The organism is Mesobacillus maritimus (assembly GCF_044803185.1).
Taxonomy (GTDB): Bacteria; Bacillota; Bacilli; order Bacillales; family Cytobacillaceae; genus Mesobacillus_B; species Mesobacillus_B maritimus_B.
On record NZ_CP085225.1, the window covers coordinates 375,248 to 396,829 of the forward strand.

The window sequence follows — 21,582 nt, forward strand, 5'->3', positions numbered from 1 at the left end:
GGAAAGGAGGAGTGAATTTATGCTGAAGAAAATATTGTTAACACTAGTTCTACTTGTCATGATTCCTACTGTATCGTTTGCCCAGCAGGTACATACGGTAAGTCGAGGGGATACCATGTGGAAAATTTCCGTTTGGTATCAGGTAGGATTGTCAGAAATCATTGGAGCCAATCCACATATTAAAAACCCTGCTTTGATTTACCCTGGTCAAAAAATTACGGTACCGAATCTCGATGCAACGAAGAGCATTGAGAGTCAGGTTATTCAGTTGACCAACCAAGAACGTGCCAAGCATGGCTTGAAGCCTCTAGCAGCTGACTGGCAGCTTTCGCGTGTAGCACGGTATAAGTCTGTGGATATGAGGGACAAGAACTACTTCCAGCACAATAGTCCAACATACGGTACTCCGTTTGACATGATGAAGAGCTTCGGAATCTCATATCGAAGTGCTGGCGAAAATATTGCCGCAGGACAGCGTACTCCACAAGAAGTCGTAAAAGCATGGATGGACAGCCCAGGACATCGCGAAAATATTTTAAAGAGTGGCTACACCCATATTGGCGTCGGCCATGCATCAGGCGGATCCTACGGACATTATTGGACCCAAATGTTTATAACGAAATAATAGAAAGAACACCGGCGAAAATGTTGTCGGTGTTTTTTTGATTTATAGAAGGCGACATAGGGTCGATTGATGCCCTAAGTGGGTGAGAGAAGAGGAAGAAAGGTCACCAATACAATCAAATCTCACTTCAAAAAACGGTCAAATTCTACTAACGCAATCCCCTCCTTTATACACCCTCAAGTATATAGAACATCCCCAAAACGTTGATATAATTCGCCCAGTCCTACCCCCAATCAGCCTCAGGTCCTAGTTGAAAATCAAGCTGAGGCTCGTTATGACGAAATCTTAATCGAGGTAAGATGATATCAAGAAGAAAGGAGGAAACGTAAATGAAGAAATTTGGTTTACTACTCGCAGGAGGGATTGCCGCGCTGGTGCTGTTTTCAAACCTTGGTCCACTGTTCGGGCTAGCGCTTAGTCTGGTGGTTCTATACTTTATCCTTAAACAGTTTTTAAAAACAGATTCCACTTTTAAAAAGATTGCATGGGGTACATTCGGACTCTTCGTCCTAATGGCAACAGCTTCTAACGTGCCAGCAATCTTGGCTATCGTAGCCGCTTATATTCTCTACCTTGTTTATAAAAAATGGAACGAGGAAGAAAGCACTAGTTATAAAAACGATGATCCATTCGCGAACTTTGAAAAGCAATGGTCAGAACTAAAAAAGTTCTAAGCAAATGAAACGCTAACCTCAAAAGCAGATAGCAAGCTAGCCATAAAAAACGCAAGCACAAATCAATTTTAAATAAAAGGAGAGAATCAAGAATGACTAATTTATTTACTCGCATCAAAAACACTGTAATGGCGGACCTTTATGAAACACTTGATAAAAAGGAACGGAAGAACCCAATCGCGATGCTTAATCAGTATCTTCGTGAATGTGAAGTCGAAACTGAAAAAGTGCGCAAGCTACTTGAACGCCAACATCAATTAAAGGATCAGTTTACTCGTGAGTACCACCAGGCGTTAGAAATGGCTGAAAAGCGTGGTCATCAGGCTGAAATTGCACAAAAAGCAGGTGAAACGGACCTTTATACATTCGCAGCCCAAGAGCAATCCCATTTTGCAGACAGAGCCTCTCGATTAAAAGAAGCACTTGCCAATGCTACAAAGCAGCAGGATGAATTAGAGCATAAATATGAGGACATGAAGCACAAGTTAAAGGATATGCATATTCGCCGCTTAGAGTTAATGGGTAGAGAAAATGTTACACGTGCGCATCATCAGATGGATCAAGTAATCGATAACAATCTATACTCAGATAAATCATATTCCCGCTTTGCAGAAATCGAATCTTATCTAGACCGTGTTGAGCAGGAAGTTAACAGCTCTTATTATCGGAACACCATTGATGGTAGAATCGCTACACTTGAAAAAGAAATGAAAAAGGAAGAATCTCATACTATATCTTAATCCAAACATGGTATGCTAAAAGAGGCGCAGTTGTTGAAACAGCGCCTCTTCCTTAAAATAAAAGTAAACAAGTCATTGATAGCCCGCTAGAAAGGAGGAAAAGATTATGTTGAATAAATTTGAAAAAGATTCGTTCAGTTGGATTGTCTTAATCGGTGTATTGTTGTTATTGGTAGAGATCACGTTTTTTAATCAGGGCCTAATCTTTTCCCTCTTTGTATCGGGGGCAATGATCTATTTTGGACGAAAGCTCTATCATCGAACAACAGGAAAGGTATTATTTTGGATTGGAGCTTTTAGTTTAGTTAGCAGTGTTATCGGGATGATGACGTTTCGATTATTCTTACTCGCTATTTTAATTTATTTCATCATGCAGTTTGCTCAGTCTAAAAAGAAACCGGAAGTGATTCGACCAATTCTAGAAGAGCCGACCCCTAACTCATCAGAAACCACTGTGATTGAGCAATCCTCTCTTTTTAAAAATAGTATATTTGGCCATCAAAGCACCCCGCAGCATGTTTATGAATGGGATGATGTCAACATTCTGACAGGGGTAGGAGACACGACCATAGATTTAAGCTATACCGTTCTCCCAAAGGGTGAGACAGTTATTTTTATTAGAAATATTGTTGGGAATATTAAAATCTTTATCCCATATGATACCGAAGTCAGTCTTCGTCATTCCGCGCTTGCCGGTTCTGCAGAAGTCCTTGAATTTCAGAAGGACCGTAGCTTTAATCAAATGCTCGCTGTAAAAACTCCTGGCTACGATCAAGCGGAACAAAAAGTTAAGATTCTCACCTCGATGATGATAGGAGACATAGAGGTGAAAAGACTATGAACACGGTTCAACGGCAAATGGGATGGGGAATCGCTTTTAGTTTTTTGTTGTTTCTTTTTTTAACAGGCTCTTATTTTTATGTTCATCCTCTGGGGCATTGGTCGGAGCTCTGGGAACGAGAACTAATGGATATACCGTTTATCCTGTTGACGGCTACCGTTAGCCTAAGCTTTGGGCTGCTTTTTGGGTTGTTATTAGGGATTTATTGGCGGAGGCAACTGCAAACGGTTGAGAATTGGCTGTTTCAACTTGAAGAAGGCAGGCTTACTGAGCCAAGTAGTGGGGAGTTACCGGAAGTAGAGGTCATTTCTGAGCGAGTCCAACGGGTTCAAAAGCAAATTGCTGAAAAAGCTAAGCTTGCCCAAAGACTTGCAAATGAAAAGGCAGAAGAGCAGGAATCCAAAATCCAAGAAATGATCTCACAAGAACGAAATCGCCTTGCGCGTGAGTTGCATGACTCCGTTAGTCAGCAGCTATTTGCAGCGTCGATGATGATGTCGGCGATTAATGAAACGAAGGCGGCCATGGCTGCTCAGGAGGTAGTTTCTTACGAAGGTGCGGACCAGACGGTTAAAAATAGAGCAGCTGAGCGGGAAGCAAAGCAGTTAAAAATGGTGGAAGAAATGATTCATCAGTCTCAGCTTGAAATGAGGGCCTTGCTCCTCCATCTTCGTCCGGTTGCATTGAAAGGGAAGTCCATACAAGAAGGAATTGAGGAACTGCTCCTCGAACTGCAACAGAAAGTCACGATGGACATTCATTGGAAAGTAGAAGAATTTCAGGTTGATAAGGGTGTCGAGGATCATTTATTCAGAATTCTCCAGGAATCGGTTTCCAACACACTTCGTCATTCAAAAGCCTCCAAATTAGAAGTGTTGCTTATTAAACGAGATGAACTGGTGATCATGAGAATTTCCGATGATGGGGTTGGATTCAATGTTGAGGAATCAAAAGCTGGAGCTTATGGACTGCAGAACATGTATGAGCGCGCTGGCGAAATTGGTGGGACACTGAAAATCGTTAGTGTAAAAAATAAAGGAACAAAGCTTGAGGTAAAGATACCAATTTTAAATAGTGGGAGGGAGAGCAAGCATGATTAAAGTCGTTTTTATCGATGATCACGAAATGGTCAGAATTGGGGTAGCATCGTATTTGTCAGCGCAGCCTGATATTGAAGTAATTGGGGAGGCAGACAATGGGCGTACGGGAGTTGACCTTGTCTTAGAGCTAAGACCTGACATCGTGTTGATGGACCTTGTCATGAAGGAAATGGATGGGATTGAGGCGACTGCGAAGATTATTGAGCAATGGCCGGAAGCAAAAATCATTGTCGTGACAAGCTTTTTAGATGATGAAAAGGTTTATCCCGCGCTAGAAGCAGGTGCGACAAGCTATATGTTAAAAACCTCAAAAGCAAGCGATATTGCCAATGCGGTTAGGAATACATATTCTGGTCAACCTGTTCTTGAGCCAGAAGTGACTGGGAAAATGATGATGAAAATGCGCCAAAAACAACCTGTCCTCCCACATGAAGAATTAACGGAACGAGAAATGGAAGTTCTATTGTTAATGACAGAAGGAAAGAGCAACCAAGAGATTGCCGATGAATTGTTCATTGCCTTAAAAACGGTGAAGACCCATGTAAGCAATATCCTCAGCAAGCTACAAGTTCAGGACCGGACGCAAGCTGTTATTTATGCGTTTAAGCACTCGTTGGTGAAGTAGTATGGGAGAAGCAACCACTCGAAAATCACCTCTTTAAACATTAATCCGCCTTGGGATACCATTACAATTTAAATAAGAAAAGTCGAGGCCCGAATCTGGTCTCGATTTTTTTATGCCTACTAATTAATCGGTACCGCTTTTGTAAATATAGCATTGTGTAAGTACCCTCCCGCGTTTAATCAAACGTTTGATTAAACACAGAAACAACATTTCATAAAATAATTCCTAGACTTGTCTCATATGTATCTAAAGTAGGAAAAGTACAGAGGTGAGGCAGCTTGAAGTTATTTATAAAAGGTACGATGGTTTTGGTATTAGCCGCTTTTATTGGAGAGTGCGCAGAGTTTCTAATTAACATGATATTGGCAAGGGAACTCGGCGAGGGCGGCATGGGAACGTACATGACCATTTTACCGTTGATCTTCCTGATTATGATGCTAGCAAGCTTTGAGTTACCTGTATCTCTTTCGAAGCTTGTGGCAGAGAGAGATTCGACTTATCATCAAAAAATGCTAAGAGACGTGCTCCACCTTACGATTATTTTATCGGCAGTCTTGTTCGTAGTGGTCGCTGTCATCCTTCCGAATGTGTCCATCTTTCAAGATTATCATCCGATGCTAAAATGGATTGTTCTTTCGATGATCCCGTTGATGTCGTTTACCTCCATTGCAAGAGGCTATTTTATGGGGAAACACCATATGGGGAAAATTGCCATCGCCAATCTGTTGCGGCGGTTGGTCCAGCTTTTACTTTTAGCGACTGTCTATCAGTTTTTTGACTTTGAACGTTCCACTGCGGTTTTAATTGCCTTTTGCACCTTAGCAGCGAGTGAACTGATTGTTTTTATGTATCTATTTCATTTGTTTTTATTAAACTATCGCAATTTGAAACAGATTCCGGGTAAAAATGTGGACAAAAAGGACCTTAGGAAAAATCTGTTGGCCATTTCAGGTCCCACCACTGCGATGAGAATTTTTCATTCCCTAACCCATGCAGCACAGCCCTTTTTAATAAAGGCAGCGGTTATCCATGCTGGCGTTCCAGCGGAAATGGCCAATGAACAGTTTGGAATGCTAGCTGGAGTAGCGATGTCGATTGGATTCTTCCCAGCGTTCATTGCCCATTCCTTTATGATCGTTCTAATTCCAACAGTTGCGAAACATCACTCTCTCGGAGAGTTGCATAAACTACAAAAGCTTTTACAACACGTCATGCTTTTAACCATGTTATACGGTGTTCCAGCAGTAGCTATTTTTTACTTTTTTGCAGAGCCACTGACGAGTATGTTTTTCCACTCATCTAATGCGGCGTACTTTCTCCAAATACTCTGGCCGTACTTTCTGCTACACTTTTTTGTCATCCCGATGCAAGCCTATTTAATTGGGCTAGGACTAGTAAAGGATGCGTTTTACCATATTATTTGGTCAACCATTGTTTCTTTTACGGTCATTTATTTCTTGGGTTCGCGACCGGATTGGCAAATGTCGGGTGTGATTATTGGGATGAACGCTGGTACCGTCCTTTTAACCCTTATGCATATTGTAACGATTAGTAAAAAAATTGGGGTGGTTTGGCCAACCAGGGCTTCAGAACGAAAAGTCTAAAAGGGATTTTTCTAGGATACAACGAATTAACTAGAAAAATAGTTAAATGGAAGTGATAACGTGAATAAGGTATTACGCGGACACCATCTCCTTTGTGTCCACGGTTTCAGGGGGATGGGCTATAGCCCTGATTTTATCAAGAAGATGGGATCAATTGTAGAGGATGTTCGGGATGTTGATAGGGATTTTGAAATTAAAGTGGTGGCAGCATTTGATGATGCCTGTATGGCCTGTCCTCACAGGGGCCAAACAGAGTGTGTAGCAAATGAAGGTTCCAATGAGCATGTACTTTCTATGGACTGGAAAGTGATAAAACACTTGGGGCTAGTGGAAGGGAAAGGCTATAAGAAATCAGAGTTGTTGAATTTAACGGCAGCCAAGGTGGAGCCAGCTGATCTTGATTTTCTATGCGAAGGATGCTCGTGGCTTTCTTACGGAGTTTGTAAGGAAGGTATTGGAGAGCTGCGGAAAGCACATGGAAAACTAACCATGAGCAGTGAATGAGATAGTGGCGCCATTAACATATTTGCTAGTAAAAACAGCTTGCGGTCCATCTAGGATCGCAAGCTGTTTTTTTACATGTATTTCATTTTCTATTGAAGTGTTTCATTAAAGTAATTCACTCCGTATACGGAGCCTTCACTCACCATATCGTTATTATCGAAATCATAAGGGTCTGGGTTTGCAGCTTGCTGTATTGGCACAAGATTTTGCTCTTTATTTGGGATAAGTCTTTCTTTAATTCCAGCGGCCATATTTCTAACCCTTGCGCTATTTTCCCTTGGATTCGTAGCCACCCAAACGGCTGCTGCACCTGCACCGATTAATAGGAAAGATTTAAGTGGGGTTGTTTGCATGAAATGTGTCCTCCTTGTATGCTTGGTTTCTAACAGCGTCTTATTTATTAACTTCCCCAACTTCCTATAGCTAAAACATTAGCTTGTAAAAAGCGCGTTGATTGCCGGTAAAATGAAATAAGCTTGCGAACCAAATTAGGTTATGCAAGCTTTTTATTGAATAAGATAGGCATTTTCTTGTTCAATTGGCGAAGTTAGAAATTACTTTGCTTGGTTTTTGAGCAGATCACGAATCTCAGTTAACAGTTCTTCTTTCACATCTACCTTAATTTCCTCTTTTTTCTCTTCAATGACTTCTTCCTTGCGTTTGAATCGATTGATGAATCGAATGGCTAGGAAGATTGAAAAGGCAATGATGAAGAAATCGACAACACTTTGAATAAAAGCACCGTATTTTAAGCCTTCATCACCTGCTCCAGCTGGATAGGTAAGAGTCGAAAAATCAACGCCACCAAATAGTAATCCAAATAAAGGCATAATGATATCATTTACCAATGATGTGACAATTTTACCGAAGGCGCCACCAATGACCACCCCGACAGCTAGGTCTAACACATTTCCTTTTAAAGCAAACTTTTTAAACTCATCCCACATATTTATTCCTCCCAGTATTCAGTTTTCCTTCCCTATTTTCATGTCTTTTTGTTAATAAAGCAAGATGGTAGGAGAAAATGAACATATTTTCACATATAAAACAAAAAACTGAGTGCGCTTTTGGCTCTCAGTTCTCTGTTCAATATTTAATCGTAAAAGATTGATACTTCTCGCCGGTTGAGATTTCACTAATCTCGATCTGGTCTACTGTTGAGAAGGGGTTGCCTCTCTGTATTTCCTCGATGAATAAGTCCAAATTTTCTTTTGTTCCGGTGGTCACCATTTCAACTGCTCCATCTGAGCGATTCTTTACCCATCCAGTTATTCCAAACTGAACTGCCTTCATTTGGGCAAAGTATCGATAGCCAACACCTTGAACTTTTCCTGAAACAACAATCTGTAATTGTAACAAGATTTCGCCCCCAGATTTTTCTTGTAGGCTCTTTTCTCAACCCTTTGTTGTTTTTTAGATGAAAACTAAGTGTTGGGCCATCTTTTACTGTAAACAGCCAACAATTATGAGAAAAGAGCTTGCTAATTTACTGCTATCGTACAAAATAACTTTTCCCACGTTAAAATCGGCTTTAGGATTTTAACAACAATCTTTACGAAAACAGCCTTCTTGTAAGAACCTTAACTATGTAAAATTACCTATGCCACTTTATTATAGCAACAATAGTAGACCGAGTATAGAGCGTAAAAGGGAAAAGGACAATCCCGACCCACTCAGAATTGTCCTTTTTCCTTTTCAGTTTATTTAGAAGGAGGATTAAAACGCCCAATCGCCGTTACGGAAAACTGGTTCAGAGGATTCGTCACCCTTGATTCCATCGATATCCATTTCTGCAGAACCGATCATAAAATCAACATGTGTAATGCTTTCATTCAAACCATGTGCTTCAAGCTCTTCTTTAGACATTTTCTTTCCACCGTCTAGGCAGAAAGAATAGGCACTGCCAATAGCCAGATGGTTTGAAGCGTTCTCGTCAAAGAGTGTGTTGAAGAATAGAATGTTTGATTGTGAAATTGGTGAGTTGTAAGGCACTAACGCTACTTCCCCTAAGAAATGGGAGCCTTCATCTGTAGCAACAAGCTGTTTTAAAATCGCTTCGCCTTCTTCAGCTTGGACTTCAGTGATACGACCATTTTCAAAAGTAATTTTGAAACGGTCAATGATGTTTCCGCCATAGCTTAGTGGCTTCGTGCTAGAAACATAGCCGTTTACGCCTGTTTTCAATGGTACAGTAAATACTTCTTCTGTAGGCATATTCGCCATAAACTCGTGACCTTGTTCATTTACACTTCCAGCTCCAACCCATAAATGCTTCTCAGGAAGTTCGATTGTTAGGTCGGTACCTGGTGCTGTGTAGTGAAGCTTTTTATACCGCTTTTCATTTAAGTAACCCACTTTTTCGTGAAGGTTGGCATCATGCTGCTTCCAAGCTTCAACAGGGTTTTCTGTATCCACACGAATCGCGGTAAAAATAGCATCCCATAGCTTTTGAACAGCATTTTCAGTGGATTCATTAGGGAAGACCATTTTCGCCCAGCCCTCGGATGGTGCGGAAATCACAGTCCAGCTAACTTTATCAGACATCATATATTGACGGTATGTAGAAAGGGCTTTTCCAGCAGCCTTTTGGTTGTTGGCAATTCGCTCAGGATTAATTCCTTTTAATAGGTCTGGACTTGAAGAAACAATTGACATGAATGCTGCACCTTGCTCAGCTAATTCAGTTACTTCTTTCGCACGCCATTCAGGGAACTCATTAAACACTTCATCTGGTGCTAGTTCATATTTCGTTCTAGTAACGATGTCATCGTTCCAGTTGACAACCACATTTTTAGCACCGACTTCGTACGCTTTTTTGGTAATAAGGCGGACAAGTGCTGCTGCATCAATCGATGCATTTACGACTAGCGTTTGGCCCGTTTGTACGTTCACGCCGACTTTAACAGCCAAAGCTGCATATTTTTCAAGATTAGTTTGGAAATCGCTCATTTTCATTCTCCTTTTCAGAGTCTTCTCTTTCATTTTAACCATTGTCTATAAAAAAAGATACCGATGAGGTTTTAGAACGGCTACTTAAAGATTTATTCGTAATAGCTATAAAAAAGAACGTCCCTACTATTAGGAGACGCTCTTTTGAATGATTTTCTGCTTTTCATAAATGGTAAACATCATGTTGTAGAGGAGTGCGCTTAGAAGAGCGAGGGCACTCAAAATCATAAAGGTCCATTCATATCCAACCCAGACGGTAAGTGGGATCGATATTGGGGCGATTGTCCGTCCCACTGTGTGTCGAAGACCTGCGGCCGCGAAGTATTGACCTCTCATATGGTCAGGAGCAAGTTTTGAGATAAAACTTTGGGCAAGTCCAGCTGTCATCAGTTCAGCAAGTGTAAAGACAGCCATGGCAATCATCATTCCCCAAATCATTTCTGTTCGGCTGAATAGGAGCATCGAAATGGCATAGATGATGGAGGCAACAACGAACACATTTCGTTCCCGGTACTTTGTCATCCATCTTGTCACTACAACTGTAAATAAAGCCACCAAAAGACCATTTTCCGACAGGATTAAGCCAAAGGCCTGCTCCCCATGAAGAGTTAGTTTCCAACTTCCAATATCTAATAACGTTTGATGGTCCACTTTTTCTTTTATATAAACAGGAAGCAGGAGGTCTAGTTGCATAAAGGTTTGTGCAACTAAAATACCAGCAGTGATGTATAAAAGAAAGACTTTATCTTGGATAATTATTTTATAGTCAGCGACCTGGTTCTTTAAAAAGGAATACCATTTTTCATTATGTTGAACCTTCTTTGTATGAACAGGGAGTGTTTCGCGAGCAAGCTTTGTTAATAGGAGCGCCAAAAGAATGCAAATGATGGCAACTGCCACTAAAAGCTGAAAACGGTAATGAACATAGAATATCGCCCCGAGAATTGGCCCAATCACGACAGCGATATTAATAGATGTATAGAATACGGCAAAGATGTTGCTTCGTTCTTTCTCATCGACAAGGTCGGCAATCATCGCTTGGCTTGCTGGATAATAGAACGAGCTAAAGATTCCAACCACGGTGAACGAGATAAAACCAATGATCGGTGAGGTGAACCAAGGAGAAACGGCAGCAGAAAAGAGGAGGTAGGAGACCCCTTGACCAACTGCTGCAACGACCATCATTCTTTTTCTCCCAAATCGGTCGGCAAAATATCCGCCCAATAAACTAGCAAGTACGGAAAATACCTGTGAAAAGATAAGTAAAAACCCAGCCAACCCTTTACCGAAGCTTTCCGCAAAGTAGATCGTTAAAAACGGAAAAAACATCCAAAAGGTTATATTAAGTAAAAACTCACCAAAAAGGCGAACCTTCAAATTTCGATCCCAATCTCTGATTCTCATTGTTTGTCCTCTTTTGTTAAATTTAAGTTTCCTAGTGGTTGCCGTTGAAGAGTCGGCAAGTTCCAAGATGTATCATACTATTCTATAGACAAATTTCGCAAGATAAATTGCCAACATAATTTATTGTTTGACATAGCCCTCAATGTGACCAAACAGCAAGTGAAATCATTGAAACGGTCACATTGGAAGGCTCAATGTGACCAAATAGTAAACGAAACCAGAGAAACGGTAACATTGAGGGGTCCAATGTTACCAAATAACACACGAAACCAGAAAAACGGTCACATTGAAGGATTCAATGTGACCAAATAGCAAGTGAAATCTTGAAACGGTCACATTGGAGGGTTCAATGTGACCAATAGCAAAACGAAACCAAAGAAATAGTTATATTCGAGGTTTCAAATGCCCAAAAACACGTTAGTTATAGCGACTTAACCTCAAATCTCTTAATCCTTCTCTTCCATTGCTGCTTTCAGCAAATCTCCAAGAGAGGTACCGAAGTTGTCGTTTTCAGCACTGTATTTTTGCTTAAGCTTGCGTTCTTCGTGTTTGGAAACCTTTTTGTTCTTCTTTTGATCGTCCGCTTTCTCAACAATATTACAGCGGCGGCACTGGAAGTACAGCCCGGCTTTCCCATTATGCATTTCCATTTTCTTTTTGCATTGCGGGCAGCGCTTATTGGATAGCTTTGGATCCTTATGCTTGCGGTAGCTACATTCTCTGCTAGAACAAACGAGAACTCGGCCATCCTTTGTTTTACGTTCCTTGAGGAATTCGCCACACTCAGGACATTTTGAGCCGGTTAGGTTATGAGCACGATAGGTTTTTTCGCTCGCCTTGATTTCTGACACAAGCTGGGCGGTTTGCTTACGAATGCGTTCTTTAAATGCCTTTGGATTTCCCTTGCCACGAGAAATTTCCTCTAGCTCTTTCTCCCACTTGGCTGTCAACTCTGCTGAAGTCAGTTCATCATTCACAAGGTCAATCAACTGCTTACCCTTTTTAGAAGGGTAGAGGCGTCCATTCTGCCGTTCGACTGATTCAGAAGAAATCAGCTTTTCAATGATATCAGCTCGTGTTGCCGGAGTTCCTAGTCCGAATTTCTCCATCTTACCAAGGATATCAGCCTCTGAATAACGCAATGGTGGCTCGGTTAATTTTTTATTTAACGTGACCTCGCCAACATTAAACGTTTTGCCTTTTGATAGTTGGCCTAAGCTTTGCTTGCGTTCCCCAGTGTCTTCCTCTTTTCCTGTCACCTTTTTAAAGCCTGGCTCGAGGATATTTGTTTCACGAGCAGTCAAGGTTTCACCCTCAACATCAAACAAGGCGTGAATCGTTTCGTATTCATAAGCAGGGTAAAAGAGCGCAAGAAAACGGCGAACAATCAGATCGTAAAGCTTCCGCTCATCGGACTCAAGGTCGCCCAAACGAAGTCTTTCTTCAGTTGGAATTATCGCATGATGATCAGTGACTTTTTCATTATTAAACACACGACGGGCAAGCACTTTTCCCTTTTGATTCAATGCAGGGCGTGCTTCGTCCTTATAACCAGAAAGGATGCCTTGGAGCCGGTCAACCATAGTCGCTTCCATATCCGTAGTTAAATATCGTGAATCTGTTCTTGGGTAGGTGACAAGCTTATGTTGTTCATATAACCCTTGTAAAACATTGAGTGTTTTTTTAGCGGAAAATCCAAAGCGTTTATTCGCATCTCGTTGAAGCTCGGTCAAATCGTATGGAAGTGGCTGTGGCTCGCTTTTCTTTTTACGATCAACCGACTTCAAAGTCGCTTTTTTACCAGAGAGTTTAACCTTCAAATTATCCGCTTTATCAGCAGTGAAAATTCGTTTTTCCCCGTTGTGGTCCCACTCAGCTGATAGGGGACCGACTGCTGCTTGAATGGTCCAATACTCTTTCGGAACGAAACTGTTGATTTCCTTTTCCCGCTCAATCATCATCGCCAATGTAGGAGTTTGCACTCGTCCAGCCGAAAGTGGATCTTTGTATTTTGTGGTTAGGGCCCTTGAAACGTTTAACCCGATTAGCCAGTCGGCCTCAGCACGGCATACGGCCGATTCATACAGGGCGTCGAATTGTTGACCTGGCTTCAACTGCTTAAAGCCATCCTTAATTGCCCGGTCAGTTTGCGAGGAAATCCACAAACGCTTAATCGGTTTTCGCCAGCCTGCTCGTTCAAGAATCCAACGTGCAACTAACTCACCTTCGCGTCCAGCATCGGTTGCGATAATGACTTCCTTTACGTCTTTTCTTTTTAATAAGCTTTCAACAGCCTTATATTGAGCACTTGTCTGCTTAATGACTTTAAGGCCCATTTTGTCAGGAATAATCGGGAGGTCTTCTAGGCGCCAAGTAGTATATTTGGTATCGTAATGCTCAGGCATTTTTAACTCGATTAAATGCCCTAATGCCCAGGTTACAATATATTGGCTTCCTTCAATATAGCTTTTATTTTTTTGATTGCAGCCGAGCACTCTAGCAAGTTCTCGTGCTACACTCGGTTTTTCTGCAAGAACTAAAGATTTCATAGGAGCTCCTTTCAAGGTTGTGGTACTTACACTAGTATAGCGGAACTGGCGGGATTTTTGTAATGTAGGCCCTTTACGAAGAGTAGTGAAAAATAAAAAAGGGGTTTCACACAAGGTGAAACCCCTTTAATGTAGAGCAATTCGATATTGATGCAAATGTTCTTGGTGGGGTGGTTGAATTGAATCAATGCGATTAAAAGGTAACTTCAACTCAACCATTGTTCCGTTGCCGGTACTACTATATTGGATACGGCCATGATGGTTCTCAATGATTTGTTTACTAATCATTAGACCAAGTCCGGTACCTTTTTCTTTTGTTGTAAAGAATGGTTCCTCAATTCGTTTCAAAAGATGTTCCGGTATTCCGCATCCTGTGTCGATAAAACGCACTTGGAGGTAGTTGGATGGTTGCGGTTTAACCTCGATGGTAATGGAACCTCCGTTAGGCATAGCTTCAATACTATTTTTTATAAAATTAATAAAGACTTGTTTAAGCTGATTTTCATCACAGAGGATGTTAGGAATTTTAGAGTCATAAATGGTTTTTATCTCAACATTATTCATCAGAGCCTCTGTATCTAGTAGAGTAATGGTATCTTCAAGAAGCTGGAGAATATCGTTTTGTTTGTACTCCATGTTCTTAGGCTTGGCTAGTGTTAATAGTTCAGACAGAATGGTTTCAATTCGATTGATCTCAGAACAGATAATTTCAAAATAGGTTTTATCATCTTTAAAATTATGTTCGAGTAGTTGGAGGAAGCCTTTTATAGCTGTTAATGGATTTCTGACTTCATGTGCAATCCCTGCTGCAAGCTGTCCTGCAATTAATAACTTTTCAGATTGTAAAAGAAACTTCTCCGTCTTTTTCCTTTTTTCAATATCCCTAAGTATTAAATGGATGGCCGGTTTGTTTTCAAAGGTCGTTTGGATGCCTTTTAGTTCAGCCTCAAAGCTAGATCCATCTAATCGAAAGAGCTTTTGATTGGTAAATCCTTTAGGGGACCCGTTATGAATCTCTGTTAGATATTTGTGGAAAGACTCAAAATATCCAGAGGTAAGAAAGTCATAGAAACCTTTACCTACTAATTCACCTTTCGACATGGCACCTAGAAGTTCTACTCCAGTATCATTGACATATAAAATAACTCCAGACCTGATGATAATCACTGCATCTGGTGAGTGTTCCACAAGATTCTTATATGTTTCTTCCTGCATCTTAATCACCTCGTATCCTTTTCTACTTAATAGACTCATCTTGCAAATTTAGGGGAATTTCGAACGATTTCACCTGAATTAACTTTATGATTCACTTTGTTGTTTTATGTCAAAAAAGAAAAGATTGAAGTTCAAATAACTAGATGTAAATAATCCATTTGAGGTAATTATTGGTATGCACACCACTCTCTTTACCCGATAATTTTTAAAGTAAACTCATTTTTATAAAAAAATGAGAGTTATTTGGTTAGATTTGTTTGAAAGACAGAATAATGTGACAATTCGGTGCGTTTGCTCCGTTTTAATTTCGTCTTAATATGTCATGATAGGGAAACAAATCATGACATAGTTTTAGATTTACGGAAGGATGTCAATACCGATAATGACAAAATACGATATTGGTGGAGGTATTGAGTTGTACGGGACGATTTTCTTTGAGATAGTAGGAGGATATATTGTCCTTTTTATTATCGTTCGTTTATTAGGAAAGAGCCAGATAAGCCAAATTTCACCGTTTGACTTCATCTCTGCTCTCGTATTAGGAGAATTAGTAGGAAATGCAATTTATGATAACGAAACAGGCTTTAGTATTATCGTTTTCTCCATTGGTATCTGGGGGATTCTAATTTACGTAACCGAGTTTTTAACACAAAAGTCAAGAAAACTACGTTACCTTTTAGAGGGTCGAGCGTCCATTGTCATCCATAAAGGGAAGCTAGATTGGAAGCAAATGAAGCAGAATCATATAGATATTGACCAGCTTCAGCAACTCCTAAGAGATAAAGGGGTTTTTTCCCTACAAGAGGTGGAATTTGCTATTCTCGAAAACAATGGGGGAATTAGTGTGCTTAGAAAAACTGAAGCGGATCAACCAACGCTAAGCGATTTAAAAATAAAAGGTGAAAAAAGAGCGATACCATTTACAATAGTGAGTGATGGGGAAGTATTAAATCAAAATCTTCAAGCTGCTGGGGTCGATGAAGAATGGCTTTACAAAGAGTTAAAGCAAAAAGGAGTTCGAAGCCCAGAAGACATAAGCTATGCCGAATATGTACCAGGGAAAGAAATCTTTATCCAAAAATACTAAGGTGACTAACTAGTACCTGACCCCCAGGCTGTTAACGCTGCAAAGCGGTGGGGGTCGGGCACCTTTACGTGGAGGGGGCGGAAAATTGAGAAGTAACGGATATGGAGAACAGATAAGGAAGTTAGATATAACGGATGCTAAAATCGCTAGTCAGGTTTTCGCTTTGCAAAAAAATTCTTATCGGGTGGAGGCAGAAATTATTGGGAGTCATGAGATTCCTCCTTTGATGGAATCACTTCAAGAGTTAATGACAAGTGGGGAAACCTTTCTGGGTTGTTATGAAAGAAGAGAGATAGTTGCTGTTTTATCGTATAAGCGTGATAGTAAGCTTGTAGATATCCACAGAATGATGGTTCATCCAAACCACTTTCGAAAGGGAATTGCAAGACATCTTCTCGCGCATTTAGAAGAAAACGAAACCGGTGTTCATGAACTGACCGTCTCAACAGGTTCGGCCAATATACCGGCAATAAACCTTTATGAGAAATTAGGCTTCAAAAAGGTAGGGAATACAGTGGTTGGAGAGGGATTATCCCTTACCCAGTTTTTCAAAACAATAGGGTGACCATGGTTGGTCACCCCATATCTAAACGCATAGACGTCCCAATTTATTTCGGCACGAACAATCAAGGCGCCATCTAAATATTAGGCTTCTTCATCCTCAATTCGGTTTTTGAAAGCCTCTTGAACGACTAATAATTCTTCGTCCTCCTGAGCCTCAGTTGTATGCCTCTCAACGAGTGTCTCTTTAGGGAAGTCACCGGGATGACCTTTCTTTTTATGTTCAAAGCCTTTGCCTCTGCCCATCGTTTTACCTCCTTTCTTTTTCCAAGGTAGTTTTCCCATATGAGGACTGATTATGAAAGCTTTCAGTGATAATGCAAGTTAACAACTAAACGAGCATACCTATAGTAAAAGCAAGATAAGTAATCCCTCTACGTAAGGTAGAGAGGTGAAACTAGGGGTCCCCTATATTGCAGAAAGTATTGACCATAACCTTATGTACCGAGAGGAGAGATAGCGTGAATGAAGATCTTTATGTAAAATCAGCCAAGCATACAGAATTCTATGCGACTAGAGATGATAGTGCGCCATTGTTTTCTGCGGATGCGGTGGATGGGAGTGAAATCCGCAGGATTCGCTTGGAAGAGTTCAAAGGGAAGTGGTTGCTGCTGTTTTTTTATCCTAGTGATTTTACAGCTGTTTGAATGACTGAATTGGCGGCGGTCGCTGCCATTTATCCCAATATAAAAAGTATCGGTGCAGAAGTATTAGCCATTAGTACCGATAGTGTCCATTCTCATCACGTGTTTAAACAAATAACACCAGCTATCAAGGAACTTGCATTTCCACTTGTTAGTGACCGGACACATGAAATTAGTGAGTCCTATCGAGTTCTCGACCCCACATTAGGAGCTGCATATCGGGCTTCTTTTTTCATCAGCCCTGACCAAATTATTCATGCGAAGATGATTTATCCAAAAGCAATCGGTCGAAATATACCAGAGCATTTTCGGCTTTTACAAGCATTACAATCTAATAAAGAGACGGGGCAAGCTGTGCCTGCAAATTGGATGCTTTGATAAGTACTATCTAGAGCTTTCGGTCAGTTTAGACTATAATGGGTGTATAAAAGTTTGAATCTAGGGAGTGAAGAGATGGACTTTTCTACCATTGTCTCCGAGGATCGAATAAAGAAGGCGTATGAGGATGGGGCATTTTCTAGGATGCCTGGTTTCGGAAAACCCTTAAAGTCGGATGACCTATCTGCTGTTCCACAGGAATTGCGAATGGCTTATCGAATGATGAAAAATGCAGGATATTCTCCAGAAGAAAGTGTATTGCGCCAAGAGGTTTTGACCATAGAAGATTTGATAAAAAAATGTCAGGATGACACTGAACTCAATCAGCTTAAAAACCAGTTAAGCCAGAAACTCTTTGAGTACAATAAAATGATTTCTCAACGTGGGGTAAAGACGAACTCTGCTTTCTTTAAGAACTATGAACATAAAATAGAACAAAAGTTGTTAAGTAAAAAATAACGAATAACCCTGCTGGGAAAGCAGGGTTATCTTATTCTCTACCTTCTTCTTTCTGTTTTACAGGTTTACACATTTTATCTAGAGCGAGCCCAATTAGGGCAATACAGGTAATGGGAATAACAAAGTTTAAGATGTGGATGACGGTCAAGGTTATGGCCTCCTTTAGAAAACACTAAAAACATTGTATTAACATTATAATTCACCTAAAAGATAAATTCAAAGACTATTTTAAATATTCAGTAAATTATTAAGGGGTAAAAATAAGCCATTTTATAAAGTGGCTTATTTTACAAATGAAATTTTAATAAACGATATGTCTGTAAGGAGCGTTGATCTACTAGGTAGTATTTTTCTTATATTTCATAAAATCAATATAAAAAGCGAAATCTTCCTTGCTTACTCCATTTTGAATTGCCTCATCTATCATCTCTAACCATTCTGGGTCAATTGGTGGGAGGGAATCTTCACCGTGTTCGTTAAGGGGGTGTCCTGTTAAATCCTCTAGGGAGACTTCAAGTGTTTTGGCCAATCGAGATAAGACATGTAAAGATGGATTTTCCTGAATACCTCTCTCGATATAGCTTAAGTAGGATTTTGAAACTTGGGCTTTATTGGATAACTCAGTAATGGAGTATTTTTTTTGAATTCTAAGTTTTTTTATTCTTTCCCCTACGCGCATTTACCTATCTCCTTAGAAAAACAATATATAATTCATTATAACGAACAAATCAAAAGATTTAAATATAATAAATCGCGTTAGTAGGTTTTGTTGTTCTTTTTTAGGAACACTTCCGAAAAACTGAACTTTTTTATTTGCCTATTATATGGATATTTTTATGGGGGTAGCTTATAATAAAAATAATGACAATGTTTTACAATTACCGATGGCATTCTTGTCTTATTCCTATAATTCCCAACAAAAACTTGCTAATATGATGAAAAGTTGTCCTTTTTTGAATTAATTTTTACAATTAACATTTGAAAAAAATGACAATTTTCTACACCATCCGTTAAAAAGAACAGATAAAATGAGAATATAGGGAGCAAGAAATAGGAAAGTTGTAACAGAAAAAGGCAAACTTGTTGAAAAACAAGGGCGCAAAGTCACGGGCCTAAGGGGTTTGAAAAATTCTAGGGTAGCCGGATTGCCTGGAATACGAATTCGTATTTTAGGGGGAGAATGGTGTAATGGAAACAGATAATTATGGGGAACTTGACATCGAATGGATACAACTTATTAAAGAAGCATTAGATTTAGGTTTAGAGAAAGAAGAAATTCGCAGTTTCTTAGCCAATGGGAGTACACAACATTTAGTTCTAGATAAATAGGACTTAAGATATACATAAATTGATTTAGCCCTAACTAGGGTTTTTTTTGACTCATAAAAAGGATGAACAAGCTTTCCTTAGAGGTTTGTCTTGTTCATCCTATTTTCTGATATAGCTATTCTATTTTTCTTGTTTTGACCTCCATTTATTGAATTCAAGGAACTCTTTAAATTGCTCTTTTGAGATTCCTGAATCCATTGCCTCACGTACAAGTTCTACCCAGTCTGAATCTACAGTTTGGTTATTCGGCTCATCATGGATTAGACGATCTATAGAAATATTAAGAACCGATGCAATTTTTTCTAAAAACTGTATCGACGGGTTGGTTTGGAGGTTTCTTTCAAGCGAGCTTAAATAAGATTTGGCAACACCTGCTTGTTCGGCAAGTTCCGATAAGGACATTTTTCGTTCTTGACGTAATTTCTTTACTCGTTCACCTATCATTGTTTCACACACCTTATCATCATCTTCTTCATTTATCATAACAAAACAAACTCTCAAGTTCCATATCAAGAACATCTATAGAACAAAATAGTTCTTTGTCATTATATAATTGTTTCCATTTTGCGAGTGTGCTAAAAGTTACATTAATTCAACAATTCAGTCGAATAACTATACTTGAGCCTAAATAACGTATATCTAAGCCTAATAAAGTATTTTTTACACTGGCCATTGTATAAGCTAATATAGAAGATAGCTAATGTTTTTTTCAGGGAGATGAAGGGATGATTGTTTTAAAGTCAGCACGAGAAATTGAAAAAATGCAGGAAGCTGGGAAACTACTTGCTGCTATCCATAAAGAAATTGCAAAACTGCTGAAACCTGGAATAACCACTTGGGAAATTGATGAATTTGTTGAAGGGTATCTTGCTAAACATGGTGCGAAGCCTGAACAAAAGGGGTACCGTGGATATCAATATGCAACATGTGCAAGTATTAACGATGAGGTTTGCCACGGTTTTCCACGAAAAGAGCCCCTAAAAGAGGGGGATATCGTTACCATTGATATGGTTGTAAATCTTAATGGTGCCCTTGCCGATTCTGCTTGGTCCTATTCAGTTGGAAATGTTAGTGAGGAGGCGGAGAACCTTCTTAAAGTGACGAAAGAGGCTTTATATCGCGGAATTGCACAATGTGTGCCGGGGAACAGAGTTGGTGATATTGGACACGCGATTCAGACTCTAGTAGAAGGGGAAGGAATGTCTGTTGTACGGGAATTTATCGGTCATGGAATTGGAGCGTCCATTCACGAAAAACCTGATATTCCTCATTTTGGGCTTCCTGGTAAAGGTGCTCGCTTAAAAGAAGGTATGGTATTTACGATTGAACCAATGGTCAACCTTGGTGAGTGGAGAACGAAAATGGATTCCAATGGTTGGACGGCTCGTACCATAGATAATAAGCTTTCCGCACAGTATGAACATACGATTGCTATTACGAAAAACGGTCCTATTATCTTGACCGAACAAGATTAGAAGAGTAGCTTACCTATAGCGAAAACAAAAACCAGCTGTTACCAAGCAGCTGGTTTTTTTGTTATAAAAGATAAGAATAACTTATGCAGCATGCACCCCGCGAAGAAAAGGCGGTAGTTTTTTCGAGGAGGCCATACGCCTCTGAACAGGGCGCTTGCGCTTTTCTATTTGTCCAGCTCCAGCGCCCTAGCGGCTAGTGTCCTTCGCTCTCCCCCCTACGATAAGTCAACATCGAATCGCCTCCGCCTCTTCGTGTTTCCTTTATCTCAGTTGGAGCGCTCCAGGCCATACGCCGCTGAACAGGGCGCTTCCGCTTTTCTACTTGTCCAGCTCCAGCGCCTAGCCCCTCGGGTCATAAGCCACCCCTGAATTGAAGGCAAAGAACGCCTTCTATCCAGGTGCGTCTTATGCCTGTCGGGCCTAATCAAGGCGCTTCCGCTTTTCTATTTATTGCTTCCGTAAGTTGCCTAGTTCTTCGACAATCGCTTGCATTTCATTAATACTGAAGGAGCCTTTTTTCATGATCATTTCATAAATATCTCGAAGCTCTTCGTACATTTCTTCATCAAAATGGGTAGGCTTAATGGCACCTGCGTTGACCACATTTAACTTTTCTTTAATTTTTTCAATCATATATTCAACATTTTCAACTGATTTTACCGATAAATCCACTTTTCTCATCCTCCCACCGAACACTTTGTACCAACATCTTTCCATTTTCCATCATAAAAGTCAATTGAATTTAAACTGTTTTCTAATGAATGAACGGTCTCTATGTTATTTTACACTTGAAAAAGGAAAATATAAGGACACTAGACT

Annotated in this window: 25 protein-coding genes and 1 riboswitch; of the genes, 14 read left to right on the top strand and 11 right to left on the bottom strand. The window is 40.1% G+C overall.

The features are described from left to right. Window positions 1-19 precede the first annotated feature (19 nt). From safA to LG336_RS01925, 8 genes are all read left to right on the top strand, one after another. Complete coding sequence (safA, locus tag LG336_RS01890; RefSeq protein WP_404330888.1) at window positions 20-625, top strand: SafA/ExsA family spore coat assembly protein; 606 nt, start codon at window positions 20-22, stop codon at window positions 623-625. Window positions 626-954: 329 nt separating this feature from the next. Further along, the gene (locus LG336_RS01895; protein ID WP_404330889.1) at window positions 955-1,299 is read left to right on the top strand and encodes a flagellar basal body rod protein; all 345 of its coding nucleotides are present in this window, start codon (window positions 955-957) and stop codon (window positions 1,297-1,299) included. Window positions 1,300-1,391: 92 nt separating this feature from the next. Then, window positions 1,392-2,039: a PspA/IM30 family protein gene (locus tag LG336_RS01900; protein ID WP_404330890.1), complete on the top strand. Its 648-nt coding sequence runs from the start codon at window positions 1,392-1,394 to the stop codon at window positions 2,037-2,039. 106 nt (window positions 2,040-2,145) lie between these two features. Further along, entirely contained in the window at window positions 2,146-2,880 is a 735-nt protein-coding gene (liaF, locus tag LG336_RS01905; RefSeq protein ID WP_404330892.1) for a cell wall-active antibiotics response protein LiaF, read from the top strand. Then, window positions 2,877-3,980 (top strand): sensor histidine kinase, encoded by a 1,104-nt coding sequence (locus LG336_RS01910; RefSeq protein WP_404330893.1) that lies wholly within the window; start codon window positions 2,877-2,879, stop codon window positions 3,978-3,980. The genes liaF and LG336_RS01910 overlap by 4 nt, the downstream gene beginning before the upstream one ends. Beyond that, a complete protein-coding gene (locus LG336_RS01915) occupies window positions 3,973-4,605 on the top strand; it encodes a response regulator (protein WP_404330894.1) in 633 nt (210 codons plus the stop codon). Before LG336_RS01910 ends, LG336_RS01915 begins: the two co-directional genes overlap by 8 nt. Before the next feature lie 278 nt (window positions 4,606-4,883). Further along, window positions 4,884-6,209 carry a polysaccharide biosynthesis protein gene (locus LG336_RS01920; RefSeq protein ID WP_404330895.1) on the top strand — a complete coding sequence of 442 codons (1,326 nt, stop codon included), beginning with the start codon at window positions 4,884-4,886 and terminating at the stop codon, window positions 6,207-6,209. Window positions 6,210-6,323: 114 nt separating this feature from the next. Then, window positions 6,324-6,713 carry a DUF1284 domain-containing protein gene (locus LG336_RS01925; RefSeq protein ID WP_404333070.1) on the top strand — a complete coding sequence of 130 codons (390 nt, stop codon included), beginning with the start codon at window positions 6,324-6,326 and terminating at the stop codon, window positions 6,711-6,713. A gap of 89 nt (window positions 6,714-6,802) precedes the next feature. On the opposite strand, the gene LG336_RS01930 is transcribed toward LG336_RS01925, so the two are convergent. The 7 genes from LG336_RS01930 to LG336_RS01960 all read right to left on the bottom strand — a co-directional run bounded on the left by LG336_RS01930 (window position 6,803) and on the right by LG336_RS01960 (window position 14,830). Further along, on the bottom strand, window positions 6,803-7,066 hold the full coding sequence (locus LG336_RS01930; protein WP_404330896.1) for a hypothetical protein: 264 nt from the start codon (window positions 7,064-7,066) through the stop codon (window positions 6,803-6,805). Between the two features lie 201 nt (window positions 7,067-7,267). Further along, the gene (mscL, locus tag LG336_RS01935; protein ID WP_404330897.1) at window positions 7,268-7,660 is read right to left on the bottom strand and encodes a large conductance mechanosensitive channel protein MscL; all 393 of its coding nucleotides are present in this window, start codon (window positions 7,658-7,660) and stop codon (window positions 7,268-7,270) included. Between the two features lie 139 nt (window positions 7,661-7,799). After that, window positions 7,800-8,072: an acylphosphatase gene (locus LG336_RS01940; protein ID WP_404330898.1), complete on the bottom strand. Its 273-nt coding sequence runs from the start codon at window positions 8,070-8,072 to the stop codon at window positions 7,800-7,802. A 357-nt stretch (window positions 8,073-8,429) separates the two neighbouring features. Next, complete coding sequence (locus tag LG336_RS01945) at window positions 8,430-9,662, bottom strand: aminopeptidase (protein WP_404330899.1); 1,233 nt, start codon at window positions 9,660-9,662, stop codon at window positions 8,430-8,432. 129 nt (window positions 9,663-9,791) lie between these two features. Next, complete coding sequence (locus tag LG336_RS01950) at window positions 9,792-11,066, bottom strand: MDR family MFS transporter (protein ID WP_404330900.1); 1,275 nt, start codon at window positions 11,064-11,066, stop codon at window positions 9,792-9,794. A 446-nt stretch (window positions 11,067-11,512) separates the two neighbouring features. Continuing rightward, window positions 11,513-13,615, bottom strand: a complete 2,103-nt coding sequence (locus tag LG336_RS01955; RefSeq protein WP_404330901.1) for a DNA topoisomerase III — start codon at window positions 13,613-13,615, stop codon at window positions 11,513-11,515. A 126-nt stretch (window positions 13,616-13,741) separates the two neighbouring features. Then, window positions 13,742-14,830 (bottom strand): ATP-binding protein, encoded by a 1,089-nt coding sequence (locus LG336_RS01960; protein ID WP_404330902.1) that lies wholly within the window; start codon window positions 14,828-14,830, stop codon window positions 13,742-13,744. Between the two features lie 382 nt (window positions 14,831-15,212). Between LG336_RS01960 and LG336_RS01965 the strand changes: the two genes are divergently transcribed. Together LG336_RS01965 and LG336_RS01970 are read left to right on the top strand one after the other, a co-directional pair. Next, complete coding sequence (locus LG336_RS01965; RefSeq protein WP_404330903.1) at window positions 15,213-15,917, top strand: DUF421 domain-containing protein; 705 nt, start codon at window positions 15,213-15,215, stop codon at window positions 15,915-15,917. A gap of 85 nt (window positions 15,918-16,002) precedes the next feature. Continuing rightward, window positions 16,003-16,482, top strand: coding sequence for a GNAT family N-acetyltransferase (locus tag LG336_RS01970; protein ID WP_404330904.1), 480 nt, complete (start codon window positions 16,003-16,005; stop codon window positions 16,480-16,482). A gap of 80 nt (window positions 16,483-16,562) precedes the next feature. Here the strand turns inward: LG336_RS01970 and LG336_RS01975 are convergent, their stop codons facing one another. Next, window positions 16,563-16,724: a hypothetical protein gene (locus tag LG336_RS01975; RefSeq protein WP_404330905.1), complete on the bottom strand. Its 162-nt coding sequence runs from the start codon at window positions 16,722-16,724 to the stop codon at window positions 16,563-16,565. Between the two features lie 215 nt (window positions 16,725-16,939). On the opposite strand from LG336_RS01975, the gene LG336_RS01980 reads away from it, so the two are divergent. Beyond that, the gene (locus LG336_RS01980; RefSeq protein ID WP_404330906.1) at window positions 16,940-17,500 is read left to right on the top strand and encodes a peroxiredoxin; all 561 of its coding nucleotides are present in this window, start codon (window positions 16,940-16,942) and stop codon (window positions 17,498-17,500) included. Between the two features lie 54 nt (window positions 17,501-17,554). After that, entirely contained in the window at window positions 17,555-17,959 is a 405-nt protein-coding gene (locus LG336_RS01985) for a DnaJ family domain-containing protein (protein ID WP_404330907.1), read from the top strand. 337 nt (window positions 17,960-18,296) lie between these two features. Here LG336_RS01985 and LG336_RS01990 read toward each other — a convergent pair whose 3' ends face one another. Then, window positions 18,297-18,638 carry a helix-turn-helix domain-containing protein gene (locus LG336_RS01990; protein ID WP_404330908.1) on the bottom strand — a complete coding sequence of 114 codons (342 nt, stop codon included), beginning with the start codon at window positions 18,636-18,638 and terminating at the stop codon, window positions 18,297-18,299. 384 nt (window positions 18,639-19,022) lie between these two features. Beyond that, window positions 19,023-19,112, top strand: a riboswitch (cyclic di-GMP riboswitch). A gap of 35 nt (window positions 19,113-19,147) precedes the next feature. Here LG336_RS01990 and LG336_RS01995 point away from each other — a divergent pair. Next, a complete protein-coding gene (locus tag LG336_RS01995) occupies window positions 19,148-19,288 on the top strand; it encodes an anti-repressor SinI family protein (RefSeq protein ID WP_404330909.1) in 141 nt (46 codons plus the stop codon). A 120-nt stretch (window positions 19,289-19,408) separates the two neighbouring features. Here the strand turns inward: LG336_RS01995 and LG336_RS02000 are convergent, their stop codons facing one another. Then, a complete protein-coding gene (locus LG336_RS02000) occupies window positions 19,409-19,732 on the bottom strand; it encodes a helix-turn-helix domain-containing protein (protein ID WP_404333071.1) in 324 nt (107 codons plus the stop codon). Between the two features lie 281 nt (window positions 19,733-20,013). On the opposite strand from LG336_RS02000, the gene map reads away from it, so the two are divergent. Next, entirely contained in the window at window positions 20,014-20,763 is a 750-nt protein-coding gene (gene map / locus LG336_RS02005; RefSeq protein WP_404330910.1) for a type I methionyl aminopeptidase, read from the top strand. Between the two features lie 447 nt (window positions 20,764-21,210). On the opposite strand, the gene LG336_RS02010 is transcribed toward map, so the two are convergent. Then, window positions 21,211-21,435: a DUF1128 domain-containing protein gene (locus tag LG336_RS02010; RefSeq protein WP_404330911.1), complete on the bottom strand. Its 225-nt coding sequence runs from the start codon at window positions 21,433-21,435 to the stop codon at window positions 21,211-21,213. Window positions 21,436-21,582: the final 147 nt, after the last annotated feature.